Below are 17561 nucleotides of genomic sequence, written 5' to 3' on the forward strand. Positions count from 1 at the left end.
GTGAAATGTCTTAATTTCTGTTCAGGAAAAGAAGTTTGCTAGGCTTCCTCAACAACTTCTTGTTCCTTCTCAACAAGTTCTAATTCTTTTTTAAGACAACCGACGACAAATCCTCTATCCAAAAAATGCACAGCATAGATATAGGACCTTTGTAAATAGCTGCCGATACTAGCGACGTAGCCGATATCTCCCTTTTTCGCCAAAATGACCCCAATTTCTTGACCGGGAAAAGTACCATCGTTCTTGATCATTTTACGAAGTCGGACTTTATCACCGATGTTAAAGGCGGGTGGCTGCTCTAGCTCTAATTCATCTGACCGCATGAGAATACCTCTGTTGTTCTTGTACCAAATTCAATAGTTCCTGCACGCTTAAGCTACGTTTTTTCTGTACCGACTCTTGTCGTACCGCCTCCAAGACAGATTGAGTTTCTTGCGAATTCAAAAAAATGCCGTGCTGCTGTAGCACACTAGACAGCAAATGCCGACCAGAATGTTTACCCACAACCAAACGTCGTTCCCACCCTACCTCTTCAGGAGCAAACGGTTCGTAAGTCATCGGGTTTTGCAGGACGCCGTGAGCATGAATACCCGCTTCGTGAGCAAAGGTATTTTCACCTACAATTGCCTTCCAAGGCGGAACATTGCTTCCTGATGCTGCTGCGACAAGTCGAGACAGTTCTAATAAACGAGGAGTGTCAAGACCAACATTAACGCCATAAATACGTTTGAGAGCCATGACAACTTCTTCTAAAGCTGCATTTCCAGCTCTTTCACCCAACCCATTCACCGTTGTATTCACCGATAAAGCTCCACCTTTGATCCCAGCAAGGGCATTGGCAGTTGCTAGACCAAAATCATTGTGGGTGTGGACTTCTACAGGAATTAACAAAGCCGTCACCAGTCGTCTTACTTTCGCATATGTGGTGAAGGGGTCAAGAATACCTACTGTGTCACAAAAGCGAAACCGCGATGCACCCCATTCTTGGGCATATTGTGCTACGTCTAGGAGGAAGCTTTCATCAGCTCTTGAGGAATCTTCTCCTCCTACAGCTACCCAAAGACCTTTATCAACGGCGAAGCTAATACTGTCTTTGAGTTGTTGCAAAGTTACCCGCCATTGACCGTGAAATTTGGCACTAATTTGGATTCCAGAAACGGGAATGGCAATATGTACTCGCTTCAAACCACAAGCCACAGAAGCCTGGATATCAGAAATCACTGCGCGGTTCCAGCCAAGCAGTTTGGCTGACAAATCCAAGTCAGCAATTGCCGAGATTGCTCGTGTTTCTTGCTCACCCATCGCCGGAATACCGACTTCTATTTCATGAACGCCGATCGCATCAAGAAATTTGGCGATCGCAACTTTCTCTTCTAAGTTGAAAGCAACTCCTGCTGCTTGTTCGCCATCGCGTAGTGTTGTGTCATTTATTAAGACTTGATTCATCTTGTAAAAACCTCTTGGATAATGATGAATGATGACGAAGAAAGAACTCAGAACTCCTACGCTAAGAACTCAAAATGGTTTTTTGGCGATTGGGTGTTGAGCCAGAATGCACAGCAACTATAGCTGTTATCATCCGGATCAAGTACAAGTACCCTTCGGGTTCGCAGTCGCTGTGAGTTCGGGAAACCCTCCTGCAGCGCTGTCTCACCACCTTTGGGGCGTTTACATCTGCGTCCAATCATTTGTCCATTGCGGTTCGTTAATTCTTTGATGTATTGCACCCAATTGAAAACCGTTATAAATTTACAGGTCGATGAATCACATTTTCGTTGTCAAATTCCTAGAAGGAATTCGTAAGGTATATTCACTTATTGTGATTTTTGTGTTCTGAGTTCTCATTAAAAATATTACTATTCATAATTCACCATTCCTAATTTATAATTGATAATTCTTGTCCTATCTGTATGGCATAAAACAAGAATTTGGTATCAACTACAAATTATTATCCTCAGGTGGAAATTCTGTATCAGAAAATAGCCTTTGGCTGAAATATGTATTAGCCATTCCCGAAAATAACAAGATGCTTAATCCGGCAATTAAAGTAGAAATCATCGTCATATCCTCCCTAAAGTTTTTCGTTTTTTTTACTTTCACAGTAGTTAATATCACTACTGTGATGGACGAATACCCTAATTTATCCTTCATTAAATTGACACATTTTTAGCAAGAGCAAGATACTTGCTATGATTGCTATTTTTCATTTTGGATTGCTTAAACTTGCTCTTCCAGCCAATCAAAAATGCGTTCTAACTGTTGTATGTCCACTAAACCATATTGCCAAAGAAGCATTGCTAAGGGACTATTATCTAACTCGTGTTTGCGCAGTGCTACAGCAATATCCACAGTTGAAAGTGCGAACTCAGATTGTAAAAAATCAATGAATTTTATATCACTGTGACAATTCGCCATCATACAATTTTTCACAAAAAGAAGGTTTAAGGATAAAGAATAGACTTCTTACATTCATTCCTGAATAAATAATTAACTGCACGACGCCCAAGTAGATGGATGCAGATAAAATCTATTTATGCAAGAGATCTAATGTAGATGTCCTCCAGAGAGCGTTCTGTTGGATAGGATAAAAATCTTTATATTTCACCTTCTTCTTTTCACACTTCACACCTGTTTTTATAGTTGTTATTTCAGATTCGCGGAAATTGAGTAAGTCAAAAATTTAAAGCTGCCAACATCTTTCTAGCCAATCGATTAATTCTTGGCGACTTGTCATAAATTGCAGTACTGTACTACGGACGAGAATCGCTGTTAAACAACTATTCACTTGCACTCGCAAAGAACCATCAGAGAGACACGAACAAGGAATCATTAACTCTTGCAAGCGGCGATAAATTGAAAAGCGATCGCTCATAGGAATTTGCACAATATACTCGGCTGTGGTTTGAAAACTACGGGATTGCAACATAGCTAACGTTCCTTTGTCACCAGTTCTTTTGTTTGACTTGTAAGAATTTGCAGCTTTTGTTCGAGTTGCTCAATACGTTCTTGCAAACAGCGAAACACTTCAGTTTCTAAATCAGGTAGTTTTCCGTGTTCTAAAGGAGAAACTTGTTCGCCCTGTTTGCTCGAAATAATCCGCCCCGGGATTCCGACAACAGTGCAATAGTCGGGGACATTGCGCAAAACAATCGAACCTGCGCCGATACGGACGCGATCGCCAATCTGAATATTGCCTAAGACTTTCGCACCTGCTCCCACAACGACATTTTTGCCCAAGGTAGGATGGCGCTTACCACTTTCTTTTCCAGTTCCGCCAAGAGTGACATCCTGGTAAATCAGTGTGTAGTCTCCCACAATAGCGGTTTCGCCAATCACAACGCCCATACCGTGGTCGATAAATACGCCTTTGCCAATCTCTGCACCTGGATGAATTTCAATTCCTGTAAGAAACCGTCCTAAGTGAGAAATGAAGCGGGGGATAAAAGCCACTCCACGGCGGTGCAGCCAATGGGCAATGCGATGCAAACACAATGCGTGCAATCCAGGGTAACAAAACAGAACCTCCAGCCAATGACATGCTGCGGGGTCTCGTTCAAATATGATGCGAAAATCAGTCAATACTGGCTCCAAAGAAATGCCAGAAAGCATTGCAAAAAACAGGTTGGAATAATCACCCAACATTTTTGCAATCTTTGAATTCCTCATGTGGTCGAATGGCTGTTGCATCGGTACTGGTTTTTTCAAAATAGCCGTGTGCTACGTTCTCTGCTTATATCAGGTGTTTGCAAAGACGGCTTACATCCGACGCCGATTGGATTTATTGGATTGATTAAGGCTGTACTCACCAGCCCTAAACCTTGATGTAACGCAAATTTAAAATTTCTCTTAGGGTAGGGGTACTAGTATTTTCAGGACTGGGGTACTGGAATTTATGGGGGAGGGGGGTAAGTATTTCTGTACTCAATATGAATTCACTTGCCTGTAAGAGTTTGATGCGATTTAGGCAATAAATTTTTGCATAAATTAACAAGTTTTCACTTGTACTCAAACAACACGCGAACAAGATGAAAAGTAAAAATTCTGTATATCGAGTTACTATTTATTATTGTATTCCTACAATTGAGAAAAGACAAGCCGAGCTATTTTGCCTAACAGTTTTTGTCTGTAAGTATAGATACTATTTTGTAGATTTATAATTGTAGTTTACTTAACTGTCATACCTTATTTTATCCTTTTGGACAGGCATCTTGACCATTAGATATGCATATTATGCAAACTCATTATGCATATTATGCATAATATATTTTTTGTAAAAGTCTGTATTTGATATTTCTAACCCCAGAGAAACACAAATAAACACTAGTTATTTATCTGTGTCCATCTGTGTCCATCTGTGTCCATCTGTGGTTTAAATTTCATAGCAATTGGCTTTTGCAACAGACACCCATAAACCAATACGCTTGGTAATAAGATAGTTTGCAGCGCCTCATAACCTATGTACAGACGTAGCATGCACTTTCATTAGACGCATAGAATTGTCATCGCAGAAGCGAACTCTTAATGGTATATATTCAGACTTCTATTATCATAGTTTTTACAAAACTTTGGCACCTTAACCCGCAACTGCAATTGCTATTTTGCCCACTGCTCGCTCGCTTTCGCTATATGCATGAGCTGCAGCTAGTTCTTGTAACGGAAAAGTGCGGTCAATCACAGAACGAATTTTACCAGCCTCAATCAACTCTTTCAGGTAAAGCAAGTCCTGACTCCTAGGTGTTTCTAAGATAAATTTAGCTTTTTTACCAGGAATAAACGCCGTCAATACACTTTGCATAAGGGTTTCCGGAGTGGGGAGCGTATTTACATAAATTCCGTTGGGTTTTAAAACTTGTTTACAACTAGAAAACGACTGCTTAGCAACCGCATCCAAAATAATGTCGTACTGCGCCGTGCCTTGGGTAAAATCTTGTTGGCTGTAGTCAATGACGCGGTCTGCTCCTAAAGAACTCACCAACTCTATGTTTTTTGTACTGCAAACTGCCGTCACTTCTGCTCCCAAAGCCTTAGCAATCTGCACAGCAAAAGTGCCTACACCGCCAGAAGCGCCATTGACAAGCACGGTTTGTCCTACTTGGATATGGGCTAAGTCTTGCAAGGCTTGTAGGGCTGTGAGGGCTGCTACGGGTACAGAGGCTGCTTCTTCATAAGTCATGTTCGTCGGTTTCACGGCGACAGATTTTTCTGGGACGGCTGCGAGTTCTGCATAAGCTCCTCCCAATAAACCAACATTTCCGTAAATTGCATCTCCTGGCTTGAAGCGCGTAACTTGTGAGCCCACCTCCACCACATCTCCCGACAAATCAAACCCCAAAATCATCGGGAATTTGTTACCCGTGATCAATTTCAACATTCCCTTGCGGATTTTCCAATCAACCGGATTAACGCAAGTCGCCCGAACTTTGACGAGTAACTGGTCAGGCTTTATTTTCGGCGGCTCTACCTCTTGGTACTGCAACACTTCAGGGGAGCCATACTCACGGATAACAACTGCTTTCATAGCATTCCTCCTGGTACCCTGATTCATGCTGAATTAGGAAAACATTTTTTAAGTGTATAGTACGCTGCTGTAGTTTTTCACCTGCTGTTGTATTCCACCGTCGTGCGATTGGCTTTGCCACTGCCCCTTGGGCAATCGCCGTAAAATGAATGGATAACTGTTAACTAATAACTGTTAACTAATAATTGATGGTTAAGCCACTGCGTTACAGTGCTGGGCGCGAGGATAGACTTTCCTGTGCCTCCAGAACCAATAATCATGATTGATTTTCGTCACTTGATACCAAATCTACGTTAAAAAACATCTTTTTCCACCTGCTCAAACTCAGTTAATTGAGATAAAATTCTATTAATCATCCATAAAAAACAATGTGAATCCTTGTTTGTGCCTACGTTCCAGCGTAAATGGATGAGAAAAATCTATGAAGTGATACTAGTGAACACAGCAAAAATTAAAAAAGTTTGAATTGCATTTTTTCCTTTGAAAAAATGATATTGTGTATACAGAATTGAATTTCGCAAATTTCTGGAGTCAGTCTCCGTAACTTACTCCAGATCTCCAAAGTCAAAATCTCCCTTGGGGCTGTCCTCGGAGTCTTGCTAAATCAGCCTATGAGTACAAGTCGGAAAAGCTAAAAAAAAGCTAAAATTTCCCTCAAATCCTTACTGGGATTGAGTTTGCTCTGAGTACACGAATACTTGTCCCTATTTCCATAAATACTCGAACCCCAACCCAAAAATTCTAGTACCCCTACCCAGAAAAAATCTTTTTGAGTCCTCAAATGCCGTAAGGGTGAGGGTTTTCGGTTTTGAGTACAAATCTAATCAATCCAATAAATTCTATCCAGGACACAAACGCTGCCCTCGTTTGAGACGACTGATATAAAACATATATCGCCAACACTTCAAGCGCAAACAAAAACAGCGCTACGAGTGAGTGGAGGGATGAGATAGCACCATGCCCCTGTGAACAGAAGTCGCGGCTTGACCCGCAAGTTCTATCCAAGTCAAAGAGCGTTGACACACACCAGCTAAGCAAACTTGGGTTGACAGCGTAAGTACAAGACGCGGCTTCCATTCCTGACAAAACACAGACAAAACAGAGTAGCTATAGCATCTTCCATAGTGGCAGCGTTAGTACCCGATATGCATGCGAGATTCAATGACATCACCCTCTACAGGACGCATTACCCCATCAGTTGGTTCCCCAACTTCTACCAAAGCAAAATCCAGTGGTTGCGGCACCGGATGCAGCGATAGCAGCACCACTGTGGAAATGGATGAAAAACTTAAAGAACGTATTGCCAATCATCCCTGCTATAGCGAAGAAGCGCATCACCACTTCGCAAGGTTGCACGTTGCAGTCGCCCCTGCTTGCAACATACAATGCAATTACTGTAACCGTAAATACGACTGTGCTAACGAGAGCCGTCCTGGAGTGGTAAGCGAGTTGCTAACTCCAGAAGAAGCAGCGCACAAAGCTTTAGTGATTGCAGGTAAGATTCCTCAATTGACGGTGTTGGGAATTGCAGGTCCTGGCGATCCACTGGCGAATCCAGAACAAACTTTCCGCACTTTTGAGTTGATTGCCGAGAAAGCGCCAGATATCAAGCTTTGTCTATCAACAAACGGTTTAATGCTCCCTGAGTATGTTGACCGCATCAAACAACTGAATATCGACCACGTTACAATTACCATTAATATGGTAGACCCAGAAATTGGGGCAAAGATTTATCCTTGGGTTCACTACAAGCGCAAGCGTTACAGAGGCATCGAAGGGGTAAAAATTCTGCACGAAAAGCAGATGGAAGGATTGCAAGCCCTCAAAGAAGCCGATATTTTGTGCAAAGTCAACTCGGTGATGATTCCGGGAATTAATGATGAGCACCTCACAGAAGTGAATAAGGTCATTCGCTCCAAAGGCGCATTCATTCACAACATTATGCCGCTGATTTCCGCACCAGAACACGGCACTCACTTCGGTTTGACCGGTCAGCGCGGTCCTACACCAAAAGAACTGCAGGCAGTGCAAGATAACTGTGGTGGTAATATGAAGATGATGCGTCATTGCCGTCAGTGCCGTGCGGATGCAGTAGGTCTTTTAGGTGAAGACCGCAGCCAGGAATTTACGAAAGCCAAAATCATGGAAATGGCTCCTGAATATGACCTTCAAAAACGCCAAGAAGTTCATGCAGGTATTGAGAAGTTCCAAGAAGAACTGAAACTAGCCAAACAAAAAGCTCTGACTGCTGTAGAGTCTGTAGAAAATAGTCCAAAAATCCTAGTTGCAGTGGCGACTAAGGGCAGCGGATTGGTTAATCAGCACTTTGGTCATGCCAAAGAATTCCAGATTTACGAAGTGCATGGCAATCAAACTCGCTTTATCGGTCATCGCAAAGTTGACCACTATTGCCAAGGCGGATACGGAGAGAAAGCCACTCTAGAAAATATCATCCAAACGATCGCTGATTGCAAAGCAGTCTTAGTTTCCAAGATTGGCGACAGTCCAAAGGAAAAATTGCATCAACTCGGAATTGAGGTGGTTGAAGGCTACGAGGTCATTGAAAAGATGGCTTTGGAATTTTACAAGCAATACGTACAGGAACAACACAAGTAATTTAAAAGTAAAAAGTCAAAAGTCAAAAGAATATTTGTAACTTTTTACTTTTAACTTTTTACTTTTTTCTCCCAATTACCGTTACCCAGTACCCAATTCCCAATCCACAATCTCCTTTCTTTAGTAAAGGGAATAGTCATGGCTTACAAAATTACCAGCAAGTGCATTTCCTGCAACCTATGTCTTTCCGCGTGTCCTACTGGCGCAATCAAAATAGTGAACGGACAGCACTGGATTGACCCCAACCTCTGCACAAACTGCAATGGAACTGCTTACAGCGTCCCTCAGTGTGTCGCTACTTGTCCCACCTACGATGGTTCTGTCGTAGAGCGTAAGGATTACTGGGAGTCCTGGTTTCACACTTACAATAAAGTAGTAACAAAATTAACAAAAAAACAAGATTATTGGGATAACTGGTTTAACGTTTATTCCCAAAAGTTCGCAGAGCAATTACAAAAGGTTTCAATTCCTGATGGAATTGAACGTTAATCAACAGTCCTTGATAAAAAACATTCCTCTCATTCTTAGTTGTTATCACGTAAAATTGGAAGCAATGCAAAAAGACTGCATTTATCTCGACAATAATGCCACCACGAAGGTAGATCCAGAAGTTATAGAGGCAATGCTGCCCTACTTGAGGGATTACTACGGTAACCCTTCCAGCATGCACACCTTTGGTGGACAAGTCGGCAAAGCGGTTAGACAAGCACGAGAACAAGTCGCCGCCCTCCTCGGTGCCGATGAATCAGAAATTATCTTCAACAGTTGTGGAACCGAAGGAGATAACGCCGCCATTCGAGCAGCACTGTTGGCGCAACCAGAAAAGCGACACATCATCACCACACAAGTGGAACACCCAGCGGTGCTGAATGTCTGCAAACAATTGGAAACCCAGGGTTATTCTGTAACTTATTTGTCGGTGAATCGTCAGGGACAGTTGGATCTCGATGAACTCGAAGCCTCCCTGACGGGTAACACCGCGCTGGTGACGATTATGTACGCCAATAACGAAACCGGAACCGTTTTCCCAATAGAGCAGATTGGGCTGCGGGCGAAAGAGCGTGGCGCACTCTTCCATGTCGATGCGGTGCAAGCAGTGGGGAAAATCCCCTTGAACATGAAGACAAGCACCATTGATATGCTCACCATGTCTGGTCATAAGATTCATGCACCGAAAGGCATTGGCGCATTATACGTGCGGCGCGGAGTTCGGTTCCGTCCCCTGCTGATTGGCGGAGGACAAGAGCGTGGAAGAAGAGCGGGAACAGAAAATGTTCCAGGAATAGTTGCATTAGGCAAAGCAGCTGAATTAGAATTATTTCATCTAGAAGAAGCGACAACCAGAGAAAAGCGGTTGCGCGATCGCCTTGAGCAAACTTTAATCGCCACAATTGCAGACTGCGAAGTTAACGGTGATCCAACCCAGAGACTGCCAAACACCACCAACATTGGCTTCAAGTACATTGAAGGTGAAGCAATTCTCCTCCACCTCAACAAACACAACATTTGTGCTTCATCTGGTTCTGCTTGCAGTTCTGGCTCTCTAGAACCTTCTCATGTTTTGCGAGCGATGGGTTTACCCTACACCATCTTGCATGGTTCCATCCGCTTCAGCCTTTGCCGTTACACCACAGAAGCCGAAATTGATGCAGTTCTATCGGTGATGCCTAGTGTTGTAGAACGTCTACGCGCCCTCTCGCCCTTCAAGAGTGATCAAGCGAATTGGCTGCAACAACAAGAGCAAGCACTACTTACTAAGTCCTGAGTCACAATTCCCTAGTTTGGTTTATTCAACTCAGCACTGTCAAAGCATTTATCACGCTATCACTTGTAATTAGTAAAGGCTATGTGGGACTATACAGATAAAGTCATGGATCTCTTCTACAATCCCAAAAATCAAGGGGTTTTGGAAGACAACAGCGAACCTGGAATCAAAATTACTGTTGGTGAAGTAGGTAGCATTGCTTGCGGAGATGCCCTAAGATTGCACCTGAAAGTTGAGGAAGAAAGCGACAAAATCGTTGATGCTCGCTATCAAACCTTTGGCTGCACGAGCGCGATCGCATCTTCAGAAGCTCTAGTGGATTTAATCAAGGGTTTAACCCTAGACGAAGCCCTCAATGTCACTAACAAAGATATTGCCAACTACCTTGGGGGATTACCGTCCGCAAAGATGCATTGCTCGGTGATGGGACAAGAAGCGCTAGAATCAGCTATCTATAACTACCGAGGCATTGCTCACGATGTCCATGAAGACGATGATGAAGGAGCACTGATTTGCACCTGTTTTGGCATCAGCGATACAAAAATTCGGCGTGTGATTGTAGAAAATAATCTTAGCACTGCCGAAGAAGTCACAAATTATGTCAAAGCCGGTGGCGGATGCGGATCTTGTCTGGCAACGATTGATGATATAATTGCATCTGTGCATAAAGAATCTGCAGCCCCTGTCAGAACTTCCTTGAAACAGAATACGGTTAGCCAGCAAGCCGAAAAACTGCTGACGCCCGTGCAAAAGATTGCACTGATTCAAAAAGTTCTAGATGAAGAAGTCAGACCCGTTTTAATCGCCGACGGGGGTGATGTGGAACTGTATGACATACAAGGCAATTCTGTGAAAGTTCTGCTGCAAGGTGCGTGTGGTTCTTGTTCTAGCAGCACAGCAACACTCAAGGTTGCGATTGAAGCAAGACTGCGCGATCGCGTAAGCAAAGACCTTGTCGTAGAAGCGGTTGAGCCTTTGCTTTAGAAGTCTCATAAATACACCGTAATATGCATTAGCCTGAAACACCAAGTAGGATGTGACTCATACAATTGTCAATGATCAATGCTTAAGTCCTGCTTACAACAAACAGCAAGGCGCTGTACTGAGAACACATAAGTGGTACTAAGCGCACGAGCGTGCCAATTTCGGTATCCAACTCGCTTCAAAGGAAAAGGATATGAGCACATTATTCGACAAACTTGGCGGACAGCAGGGTATTGATAAAATCGTCGATGATTTCTACAAACGCATCATGGCTGATAGTACCCTCAATCACTTTTTCGCTAATACAGATATGGACAAGCAGCGTCGTCATCAAGCTGCTTTATTCTCCCAGATTTTTGATGGTCCGAACCAATACAGCGGTCGTCAAATGGAAAAAGTACACACGGGTATGAATCTACAGCCACAACACTTCGATGCTATTGCAAAGCACCTTACTGAGTCACTCGCTCAGGGTGGAGTGTCGTCAGAGGACACAAACGCTGCACTTGCTCGCGTCTCAAGTTTGAAGGACTCTATTTTGAACAAGTGAGACCAGTGTTGCGGGAGGGTTTCCCGCAGCAGGTAACTAGCGTAAGCGCAAAGCGAAGAATGATGTAGAACCTACGCATTGATTGTTGACCAATAACCACCTCAAGTCCTACTTGGTGTTTCAGGCTAATGCACATTATATCATAATCGTCAAGTTTTCTCGTCCTATGCTTATTGGTCATGAGTCACGACAAATGACATAGATGCCCGGAGGGCTTCTTGAAGGGTAGGACAAACAACAAACAGAAATTTAACGAGGAAATCGATGTTCTTGCTTTGTTTTGTTTTAGGGGTAGAGCGATCGCCTCCGGCGGGCAGATAGTGCCAACGCCAAAACGCGACGTTCTACACGCGGTTCCAGCTGTAACCCAACAGGTGTGAACGCATCACACAAAAAGACAGACCCATCAACCAACCAATTGCAGGAGAAAAACCCATCATGTCCGTTGACGAAAGAATTAGACAGATAGCATTCTACGGCAAAGGCGGTATCGGTAAATCTACCACTTCCCAAAATACCCTTGCCGCTATGGCAGAAATGGGTCAGCGTATCTTGATTGTGGGATGCGACCCAAAAGCTGACTCCACCCGTTTGATGCTGCACAGCAAAGCTCAAACCACCGTATTGCACTTGGCTGCTGAACGCGGTGCTGTAGAAGATCTAGAACTCGAAGAAGTGATGCTCACCGGCTTCCGTGGTGTGCGTTGCGTGGAGTCTGGTGGTCCAGAACCCGGTGTAGGTTGCGCCGGTCGTGGTATCATCACCGCCATCAACTTCTTGGAAGAAAACGGTGCATACCAAGATGTTGACTTCGTTAGCTACGACGTGTTGGGTGACGTTGTTTGCGGTGGTTTCGCTATGCCTATTCGTGAAGGCAAAGCACAAGAAATTTACATCGTTACCTCTGGTGAGATGATGGCGATGTACGCTGCTAACAACATCGCTCGCGGTATTCTCAAGTATGCTCACACTGGTGGTGTGCGCTTGGGTGGTTTGATTTGTAACAGCCGTAAAGTTGACCGGGAAATCGAACTGATCGAAACCCTGGCAGAACGTTTGAACACCCAGATGATTCACTTCGTACCTCGCGACAACATCGTTCAGCACGCAGAATTGCGCCGGATGACCGTCAACGAGTACGCACCTGACAGCAACCAAGGTAATGAATACCGCGCATTAGCTAAGAAGATCATCAACAACGACAAACTCACCATTCCTACACCTATCGAAATGGACGAGCTAGAAGCATTGTTGATCGAATTCGGTATCCTCGAAAGCGACGAAGAAGCAGAAAAGCTCATTGCCGCAGAAGCAGCAGCTAAAGCAGCAGCTGGCGCTAAATAAAGCCTTAGCAAAAGGAAAAAGGGAAAGGAAAAAATTGCATAATTTCTCTTTGACCTTCTCCCAACATTCCTTTTATACCCCAAGGGGACTGGTGAGTCCCCAAACCCCAAAGGGGACAACGGGCACTTAAACAGCCCTCCCCTACTCCCCCCATCTCCATTCCTTAGGTGCAACAGAGGCAAAAATGACTCCTCCAGAAAACAACAACATCATCGAAGAAAGAAAAGAACTAATTAAAGAAGTTCTAGAAGCTTACCCAGAAAAAGCTAAGAAAAAACGCGAAAAGCACTTAAACGTATACGAAGAAGGTAAGAGCGACTGCGGCGTTAAATCTAACATTAAATCCCTTCCCGGTGTCATGACCGCTCGTGGTTGTGCTTATGCTGGTTCTAAGGGTGTGGTTTGGGGTCCGATCAAAGACATGATCCACATCAGCCACGGTCCTGTCGGTTGCGGTTACTGGTCTTGGTCTGGTCGTCGTAACTACTACATCGGCACCACAGGTGTTGACACCTTTGGTACCATGCACTTCACCTCCGACTTCCAAGAACGCGATATCGTTTTCGGCGGTGACAAAAAACTCTTCAAGCTAATCCAAGAACTCGACGAACTCTTCCCCCTCAACCGTGGTGTCTCAATTCAATCTGAATGTCCCATTGGTCTGATTGGGGATGACATCGAAGCAGTAGCTAAGAAATCATCAAAAGAGATTGACAAGCCAGTTGTCCCCGTACGTTGCGAAGGCTTCCGGGGTGTTTCCCAGTCCCTTGGACACCACATTGCGAACGACATGGTTCGTGACTGGGTGTTCACCAGATCCGATAAGGAAAGAAAAGAAGGCAAGCTGCAATTTGAGTCTACTCCCTATGATGTAGCAATTATCGGTGACTACAACATCGGTGGTGATGCTTGGGCTAGCCGTATCCTGCTAGAAGAACTCGGCTTGCGCGTAGTCGCCCAGTGGTCAGGTGATGGCACCATCAACGAGATGATGCAGACACCAAACGTGAAGATGAACCTCATCCACTGCTATCGGTCGATGAACTACATCAGCCGTCACATGGAAGAAACTTACGGTATACCCTGGTTGGAATACAACTTCTTTGGTCCTACCAAGATTGCTGAATCCTTACGGGAAATCGCTTCTAAATTTGACGAGAAGATCCAAGAAAACGCTGAGAAGATCATCGCCAAGTACCAGCCGGTGATGGATGAAATCATTGCTAAGTATCGCCCAGGCTTGGAAGGCAAGACTGTCGCCATGATGGTTGGTGGTTTGCGTCCTCGCCACGTCGTTCCCGCGTTCCAAGATTTGGGAATGAAGATGGTTGGTACTGGTTATGAGTTCGCTCACAACGACGACTACAAGCGCACTACCGACTACATCGAAAACGGCACCATCGTTTATGATGACGTGACCGCATATGAGTTCGAGGAGTTTGTGAAAGCACTCAAGCCCGACCTCATCGCTTCTGGTGTGAAAGAGAAGTACGTTTTCCAAAAAATGGGTCTTCCTTTCCGTCAAATGCACTCTTGGGATTACTCCGGACTTGGCGATGCCTTCGGCGGGCTACGCCAACGCGCTTCAAAGTCAGATAAGGCAAGTTTTTTTAGCAGCAGGATGAAAAAATAGCCTATTTCTAGCCTAAATGCAAGTTTTAGGGTTATGTAGGAACAATCTGTTTTTATGCTTAAGACAATATAACTCTTATGGAGTCTGGTTTTTGGATTTGAATTGCATTTTGCTCCCAGAAAAACTGTTAATTAAAAGACTATTTATGATGATAATTTTATAGATTAAATTTTGCCGCAGCTACGCCCGTCGTAGACATTTGTCCCGTCCGCACAAACGCAGTATTCGACTGCCGTCATTACCATGCAGGATCGTTTACCCTTAAATTTAGCTAGCTCGGGCATTCATCCCACGTCTCACCCGGAGGGGAGCGTGGGACGGACAGTTACCTACGGAGGGAAACCCTCCTGCAGTACTGTCCTCATGAATGCCCGGACAAAAACGAGACGCACCCTAATCAATATCAACTACAAGTTGATGAGAGCGGGGTGCATTCGAGGGGCTTGCTGTGATTGTTGTTAGTGATACTTCCCCCATCACAAATCTCGCAGCCATTGGTCTGCTAGACCTGTTGCAGCAACTCTATGGAAGCATTGTTATTCCTCTAGCAGTCTATAACGAAATGGTAGCAGCAGGAAAGGTTGTTCCTGGCGCAGTTGAAGTACAGACCCTATCATGGATTCAAACTCAGACACTTGTTGATGCTCAAAAAGTGATGGACATTCAAACAAACCAAGGCAATATTGATTTGGGCGAAGCTGAAGCAATTATTTTGGCACTGGAACTAAGAGCAGATTTACCTAAAAAAGCAAGAAGGCTCGCGCCATAATCTTTGATTTGGCGTCGAGATGAATTGCGAGTGAGTTTATGAGTGTAGTCTGACCCTATTTGAGCGCAGCTACACCTGTGAAGACTACGACGACGAAACGAGCAAAATATTTTGTTTTGGGTAGTACAACTATAAAAATATATGTTACCATGAATGTATAAACACGGTAAGGTCGATACCATGTATAGAGCAGTTAAAGTTAGGATTTATCCCACTGATGAGCAAGAATCTTATTTAGCTCAATGTTTTGGCAATACCAGATGGTTGTGGAACTATATGCTTAATGCCACAACTACAGCGTATAAAGAAACAGGAAAGGGTCTTTCTAAGGTTGCAATGGACAAGTTGCTACCTGGGTTAAAGAAAGAGTATGAATGGTTGGGACTTGCGTATAGTCAAGTATTGCAACGAGTGACATTCAATCTTTCTGGCGCTTTTGTCAATTTCTTTGAAGGACGCGCTAAATATCCTAACTTTAAGTCTAAGCATGGTAAACAATCGATTCAATATCCTCAAAACGTGAAACTAATGCCACAGGATTCTGTAATTAAGTTTCCTGGTAGTTTGGGATTAATGAAAACTGTGTTTCACAAGGAACTACCTGATGCGAAATTCACAACTGTCACAATCTCAAGAAAAGGTGATGGTAGATACTACGCATCTATTCTTTTTAATCAAGAAGATACACCAATAGTTGCCATTAGAGACGCTATTGGGGTTGACTTGGGATTAAAAAACTTTGCTATAACGTCCGTTGGCTCAAAGTATGACCTTCCTAAAAAGCAGTTAGCGCTCTTAGAAAAGAATAAAAAACGCAAACAGCGTAAATTAGCCAAGAAGACCGACAAGACTTCAAACAAACGGCGTAAAGCTAAAAGGTTAGTTGCAAGAATCTCTAGCAAAATAGCTAGAGTAAGAGAAGATTTTCTACACAAGCTATCTCGCAAAATAGCATACGAAAACCAAGTGATTTGTGTAGAAGATTTGGCAGTTAAGAATATGGTTAAAAATCCTAACTTGGCTAAGGCAATATCAGACCAAGGATGGGGAATGTTTTTAACCATGCTTAAGTATAAGGCTGAAAGATTTGGACACTCCTATTTTGAAATAGGTAGATTTTTTCCATCATCACAGCTTTGTAGCGAGACACTACTACCTATTCCAATGCTACAAAATGGTTATGATTCATTGAGTGTTAGGTTTGTAGATTGCCCCCACTGCCAGAAACAGCATGATAGGGACATCAATGCTGCAATAAATATTAGAAATGAAGGATTGCGATTATGGGCGTTAGGAACTAGCGCTTCTGCCCTTGGAGGGGATGTAAGACCAAAGTCATCAGGACGTAAAAAATCTATGAAGACCGAGGCAATCCCCCATGAATTGGGAAGCCCACACCATACCCGATAGGGTTGGTGTTGGGTAGTTCACAGGCTCTGCCTTCATCAAATGGGGATGGGTAAACAATACCGTTGCTGTTAAGACTTATGCGTGACAATTTCATACTTGTAGAGACGCGCTGAATGAAAGCGTCTCTACATTGGCAATCTTGCTAAACCTCTTGCAGAAGTCATTTTATAAGAAATTAGGGATTTTTGGGAATACGCTCAATCTCTGCATAACCACTAAAAATCAGCTTTTGTCCCTCTGTTTCTAAACGGTTGAGCCGCATTTTCACCCCATCCAAGTCAAAGCGGTCTAAATCGACCATATTATCTAAAATTTCCACAAGTGCCAAACTCAAGGTTTGTGAGATTTCTCGTTGTGCTTCTGGTACCGAATCAAGTTCAATTTCTGGGTCTTTAAAAGAAACACGTCGCCGCCGTTCAATACCTATAGTGACGGTCATATTCAGCGGTACAAGTTCACCGTTGTTTAAATCAGCCTTGGCTAAAATCCGCATTCGATTTTCAGGTAGTAACTGTACCTGGATTTCAGGAAAAGAGACTGGTTGACCGCCAGATAATGCTGTTAATGCTGGTACAGTAAGATTTTCCAGACGCTTTGTTACCAATTCTGCTTTAAAAGATTGATTGATGCCGGCTTCTAATAGGACGACTTGAGCAATAGCTTGAGTCGGTTGTTTTAGGCGCAGCTTGCCGCTTAAAACTGAGCTAAAGTCAATGGCAACGGCATCAGTTTCTATAGAAATTTCCTCAGCAGCGAAATCTTTACGGATAACCAAGCCACGACCTTTCATTTTGAAGCTATCGATGCTACCCTGCAAGAGTTTACTAGAGGGAAAGCAACGGACAGAGACTTCCACTGACTCGCTTTGAGTGAACAAGTGGCGAATCGTTTGGCTCGCGACTGTGTTGAGCATTCGCTCTCCCCAGTCACTGCCTTTAGGATCTGTTAAACCAGTAAGTCCGCCTAACATTC

At 43.7% G+C, this 17561-nt stretch carries 17 protein-coding genes; 9 read left to right on the top strand and 8 right to left on the bottom strand.

Annotated features, from left to right (window positions below; all coding sequences use genetic code 11):
- Positions 1 to 38: 38 nt before the first annotated feature.
- From V5G28_RS28310 to V5G28_RS28340, 7 genes are all read right to left on the bottom strand, one after another.
- On the bottom strand, positions 39 to 323 hold the full coding sequence (locus tag V5G28_RS28310) for a nitrogen fixation protein NifZ (protein WP_332991964.1): 285 nt from the start codon (positions 321 to 323) through the stop codon (positions 39 to 41).
- Entirely contained in the window at positions 310 to 1446 is a 1137-nt protein-coding gene (gene nifV / locus V5G28_RS28315) for a homocitrate synthase (RefSeq protein WP_332991965.1), read from the bottom strand. Before nifV ends, V5G28_RS28310 begins: the two co-directional genes overlap by 14 nt.
- Before the next feature lie 771 nt (positions 1447 to 2217).
- Positions 2218 to 2418, bottom strand: coding sequence for a DUF2949 domain-containing protein (locus V5G28_RS28320; protein WP_332991968.1), 201 nt, complete (start codon positions 2416 to 2418; stop codon positions 2218 to 2220).
- 262 nt (positions 2419 to 2680) lie between these two features.
- On the bottom strand, positions 2681 to 2926 hold the full coding sequence (locus tag V5G28_RS28325; RefSeq protein WP_096569259.1) for an Asr1405/Asl0597 family protein: 246 nt from the start codon (positions 2924 to 2926) through the stop codon (positions 2681 to 2683).
- 2 nt (positions 2927 to 2928) lie between these two features.
- A complete protein-coding gene (cysE, locus tag V5G28_RS28330; RefSeq protein ID WP_336231394.1) occupies positions 2929 to 3687 on the bottom strand; it encodes a serine O-acetyltransferase in 759 nt (252 codons plus the stop codon).
- A 633-nt stretch (positions 3688 to 4320) separates the two neighbouring features.
- Positions 4321 to 4473 (bottom strand): hypothetical protein, encoded by a 153-nt coding sequence (locus V5G28_RS28335; protein ID WP_332991971.1) that lies wholly within the window; start codon positions 4471 to 4473, stop codon positions 4321 to 4323.
- A 100-nt stretch (positions 4474 to 4573) separates the two neighbouring features.
- Positions 4574 to 5518, bottom strand: a complete 945-nt coding sequence (locus tag V5G28_RS28340) for an NAD(P)-dependent alcohol dehydrogenase (protein ID WP_332991973.1) — start codon at positions 5516 to 5518, stop codon at positions 4574 to 4576.
- A 1161-nt stretch (positions 5519 to 6679) separates the two neighbouring features.
- On the opposite strand from V5G28_RS28340, the gene nifB reads away from it, so the two are divergent.
- The 9 genes from nifB (at position 6680) to V5G28_RS28385 (ending at position 16589) form a co-directional block, all read left to right on the top strand.
- Complete coding sequence (gene nifB, locus V5G28_RS28345) at positions 6680 to 8134, top strand: nitrogenase cofactor biosynthesis protein NifB (RefSeq protein WP_332991975.1); 1455 nt, start codon at positions 6680 to 6682, stop codon at positions 8132 to 8134.
- 138 nt (positions 8135 to 8272) lie between these two features.
- Positions 8273 to 8623, top strand: coding sequence for a 4Fe-4S binding protein (locus V5G28_RS28350; RefSeq protein WP_332991977.1), 351 nt, complete (start codon positions 8273 to 8275; stop codon positions 8621 to 8623).
- Positions 8624 to 8687: 64 nt separating this feature from the next.
- Positions 8688 to 9899, top strand: a complete 1212-nt coding sequence (gene nifS, locus V5G28_RS28355; RefSeq protein ID WP_332991979.1) for a cysteine desulfurase NifS — start codon at positions 8688 to 8690, stop codon at positions 9897 to 9899.
- A gap of 81 nt (positions 9900 to 9980) precedes the next feature.
- A complete protein-coding gene (gene nifU, locus V5G28_RS28360) occupies positions 9981 to 10883 on the top strand; it encodes a Fe-S cluster assembly protein NifU (protein WP_073635427.1) in 903 nt (300 codons plus the stop codon).
- A 193-nt stretch (positions 10884 to 11076) separates the two neighbouring features.
- A complete protein-coding gene (locus V5G28_RS28365) occupies positions 11077 to 11433 on the top strand; it encodes a group I truncated hemoglobin (RefSeq protein ID WP_073635428.1) in 357 nt (118 codons plus the stop codon).
- A 438-nt stretch (positions 11434 to 11871) separates the two neighbouring features.
- Positions 11872 to 12777 (top strand): nitrogenase iron protein, encoded by a 906-nt coding sequence (nifH, locus tag V5G28_RS28370; RefSeq protein WP_041037193.1) that lies wholly within the window; start codon positions 11872 to 11874, stop codon positions 12775 to 12777.
- A gap of 184 nt (positions 12778 to 12961) precedes the next feature.
- On the top strand, positions 12962 to 14410 hold the full coding sequence (nifD, locus tag V5G28_RS28375) for a nitrogenase molybdenum-iron protein alpha chain (protein ID WP_332991985.1): 1449 nt from the start codon (positions 12962 to 12964) through the stop codon (positions 14408 to 14410).
- A gap of 448 nt (positions 14411 to 14858) precedes the next feature.
- The gene (locus V5G28_RS28380) at positions 14859 to 15179 is read left to right on the top strand and encodes a hypothetical protein (protein ID WP_332991987.1); all 321 of its coding nucleotides are present in this window, start codon (positions 14859 to 14861) and stop codon (positions 15177 to 15179) included.
- A gap of 180 nt (positions 15180 to 15359) precedes the next feature.
- Entirely contained in the window at positions 15360 to 16589 is a 1230-nt protein-coding gene (locus tag V5G28_RS28385; RefSeq protein WP_332992037.1) for an RNA-guided endonuclease InsQ/TnpB family protein, read from the top strand.
- A gap of 175 nt (positions 16590 to 16764) precedes the next feature.
- Here the strand turns inward: V5G28_RS28385 and V5G28_RS28390 are convergent, their stop codons facing one another.
- Positions 16765 to 17559 (bottom strand): LmeA family phospholipid-binding protein, encoded by a 795-nt coding sequence (locus tag V5G28_RS28390; protein WP_332991989.1) that lies wholly within the window; start codon positions 17557 to 17559, stop codon positions 16765 to 16767.
- Positions 17560 to 17561: the final 2 nt, after the last annotated feature.

The organism is Scytonema sp. PRP1, from assembly GCF_036697665.2.
Classification (GTDB): domain Bacteria; phylum Cyanobacteriota; class Cyanobacteriia; order Cyanobacteriales; family Nostocaceae; genus Kalymmatonema; species Kalymmatonema gypsitolerans.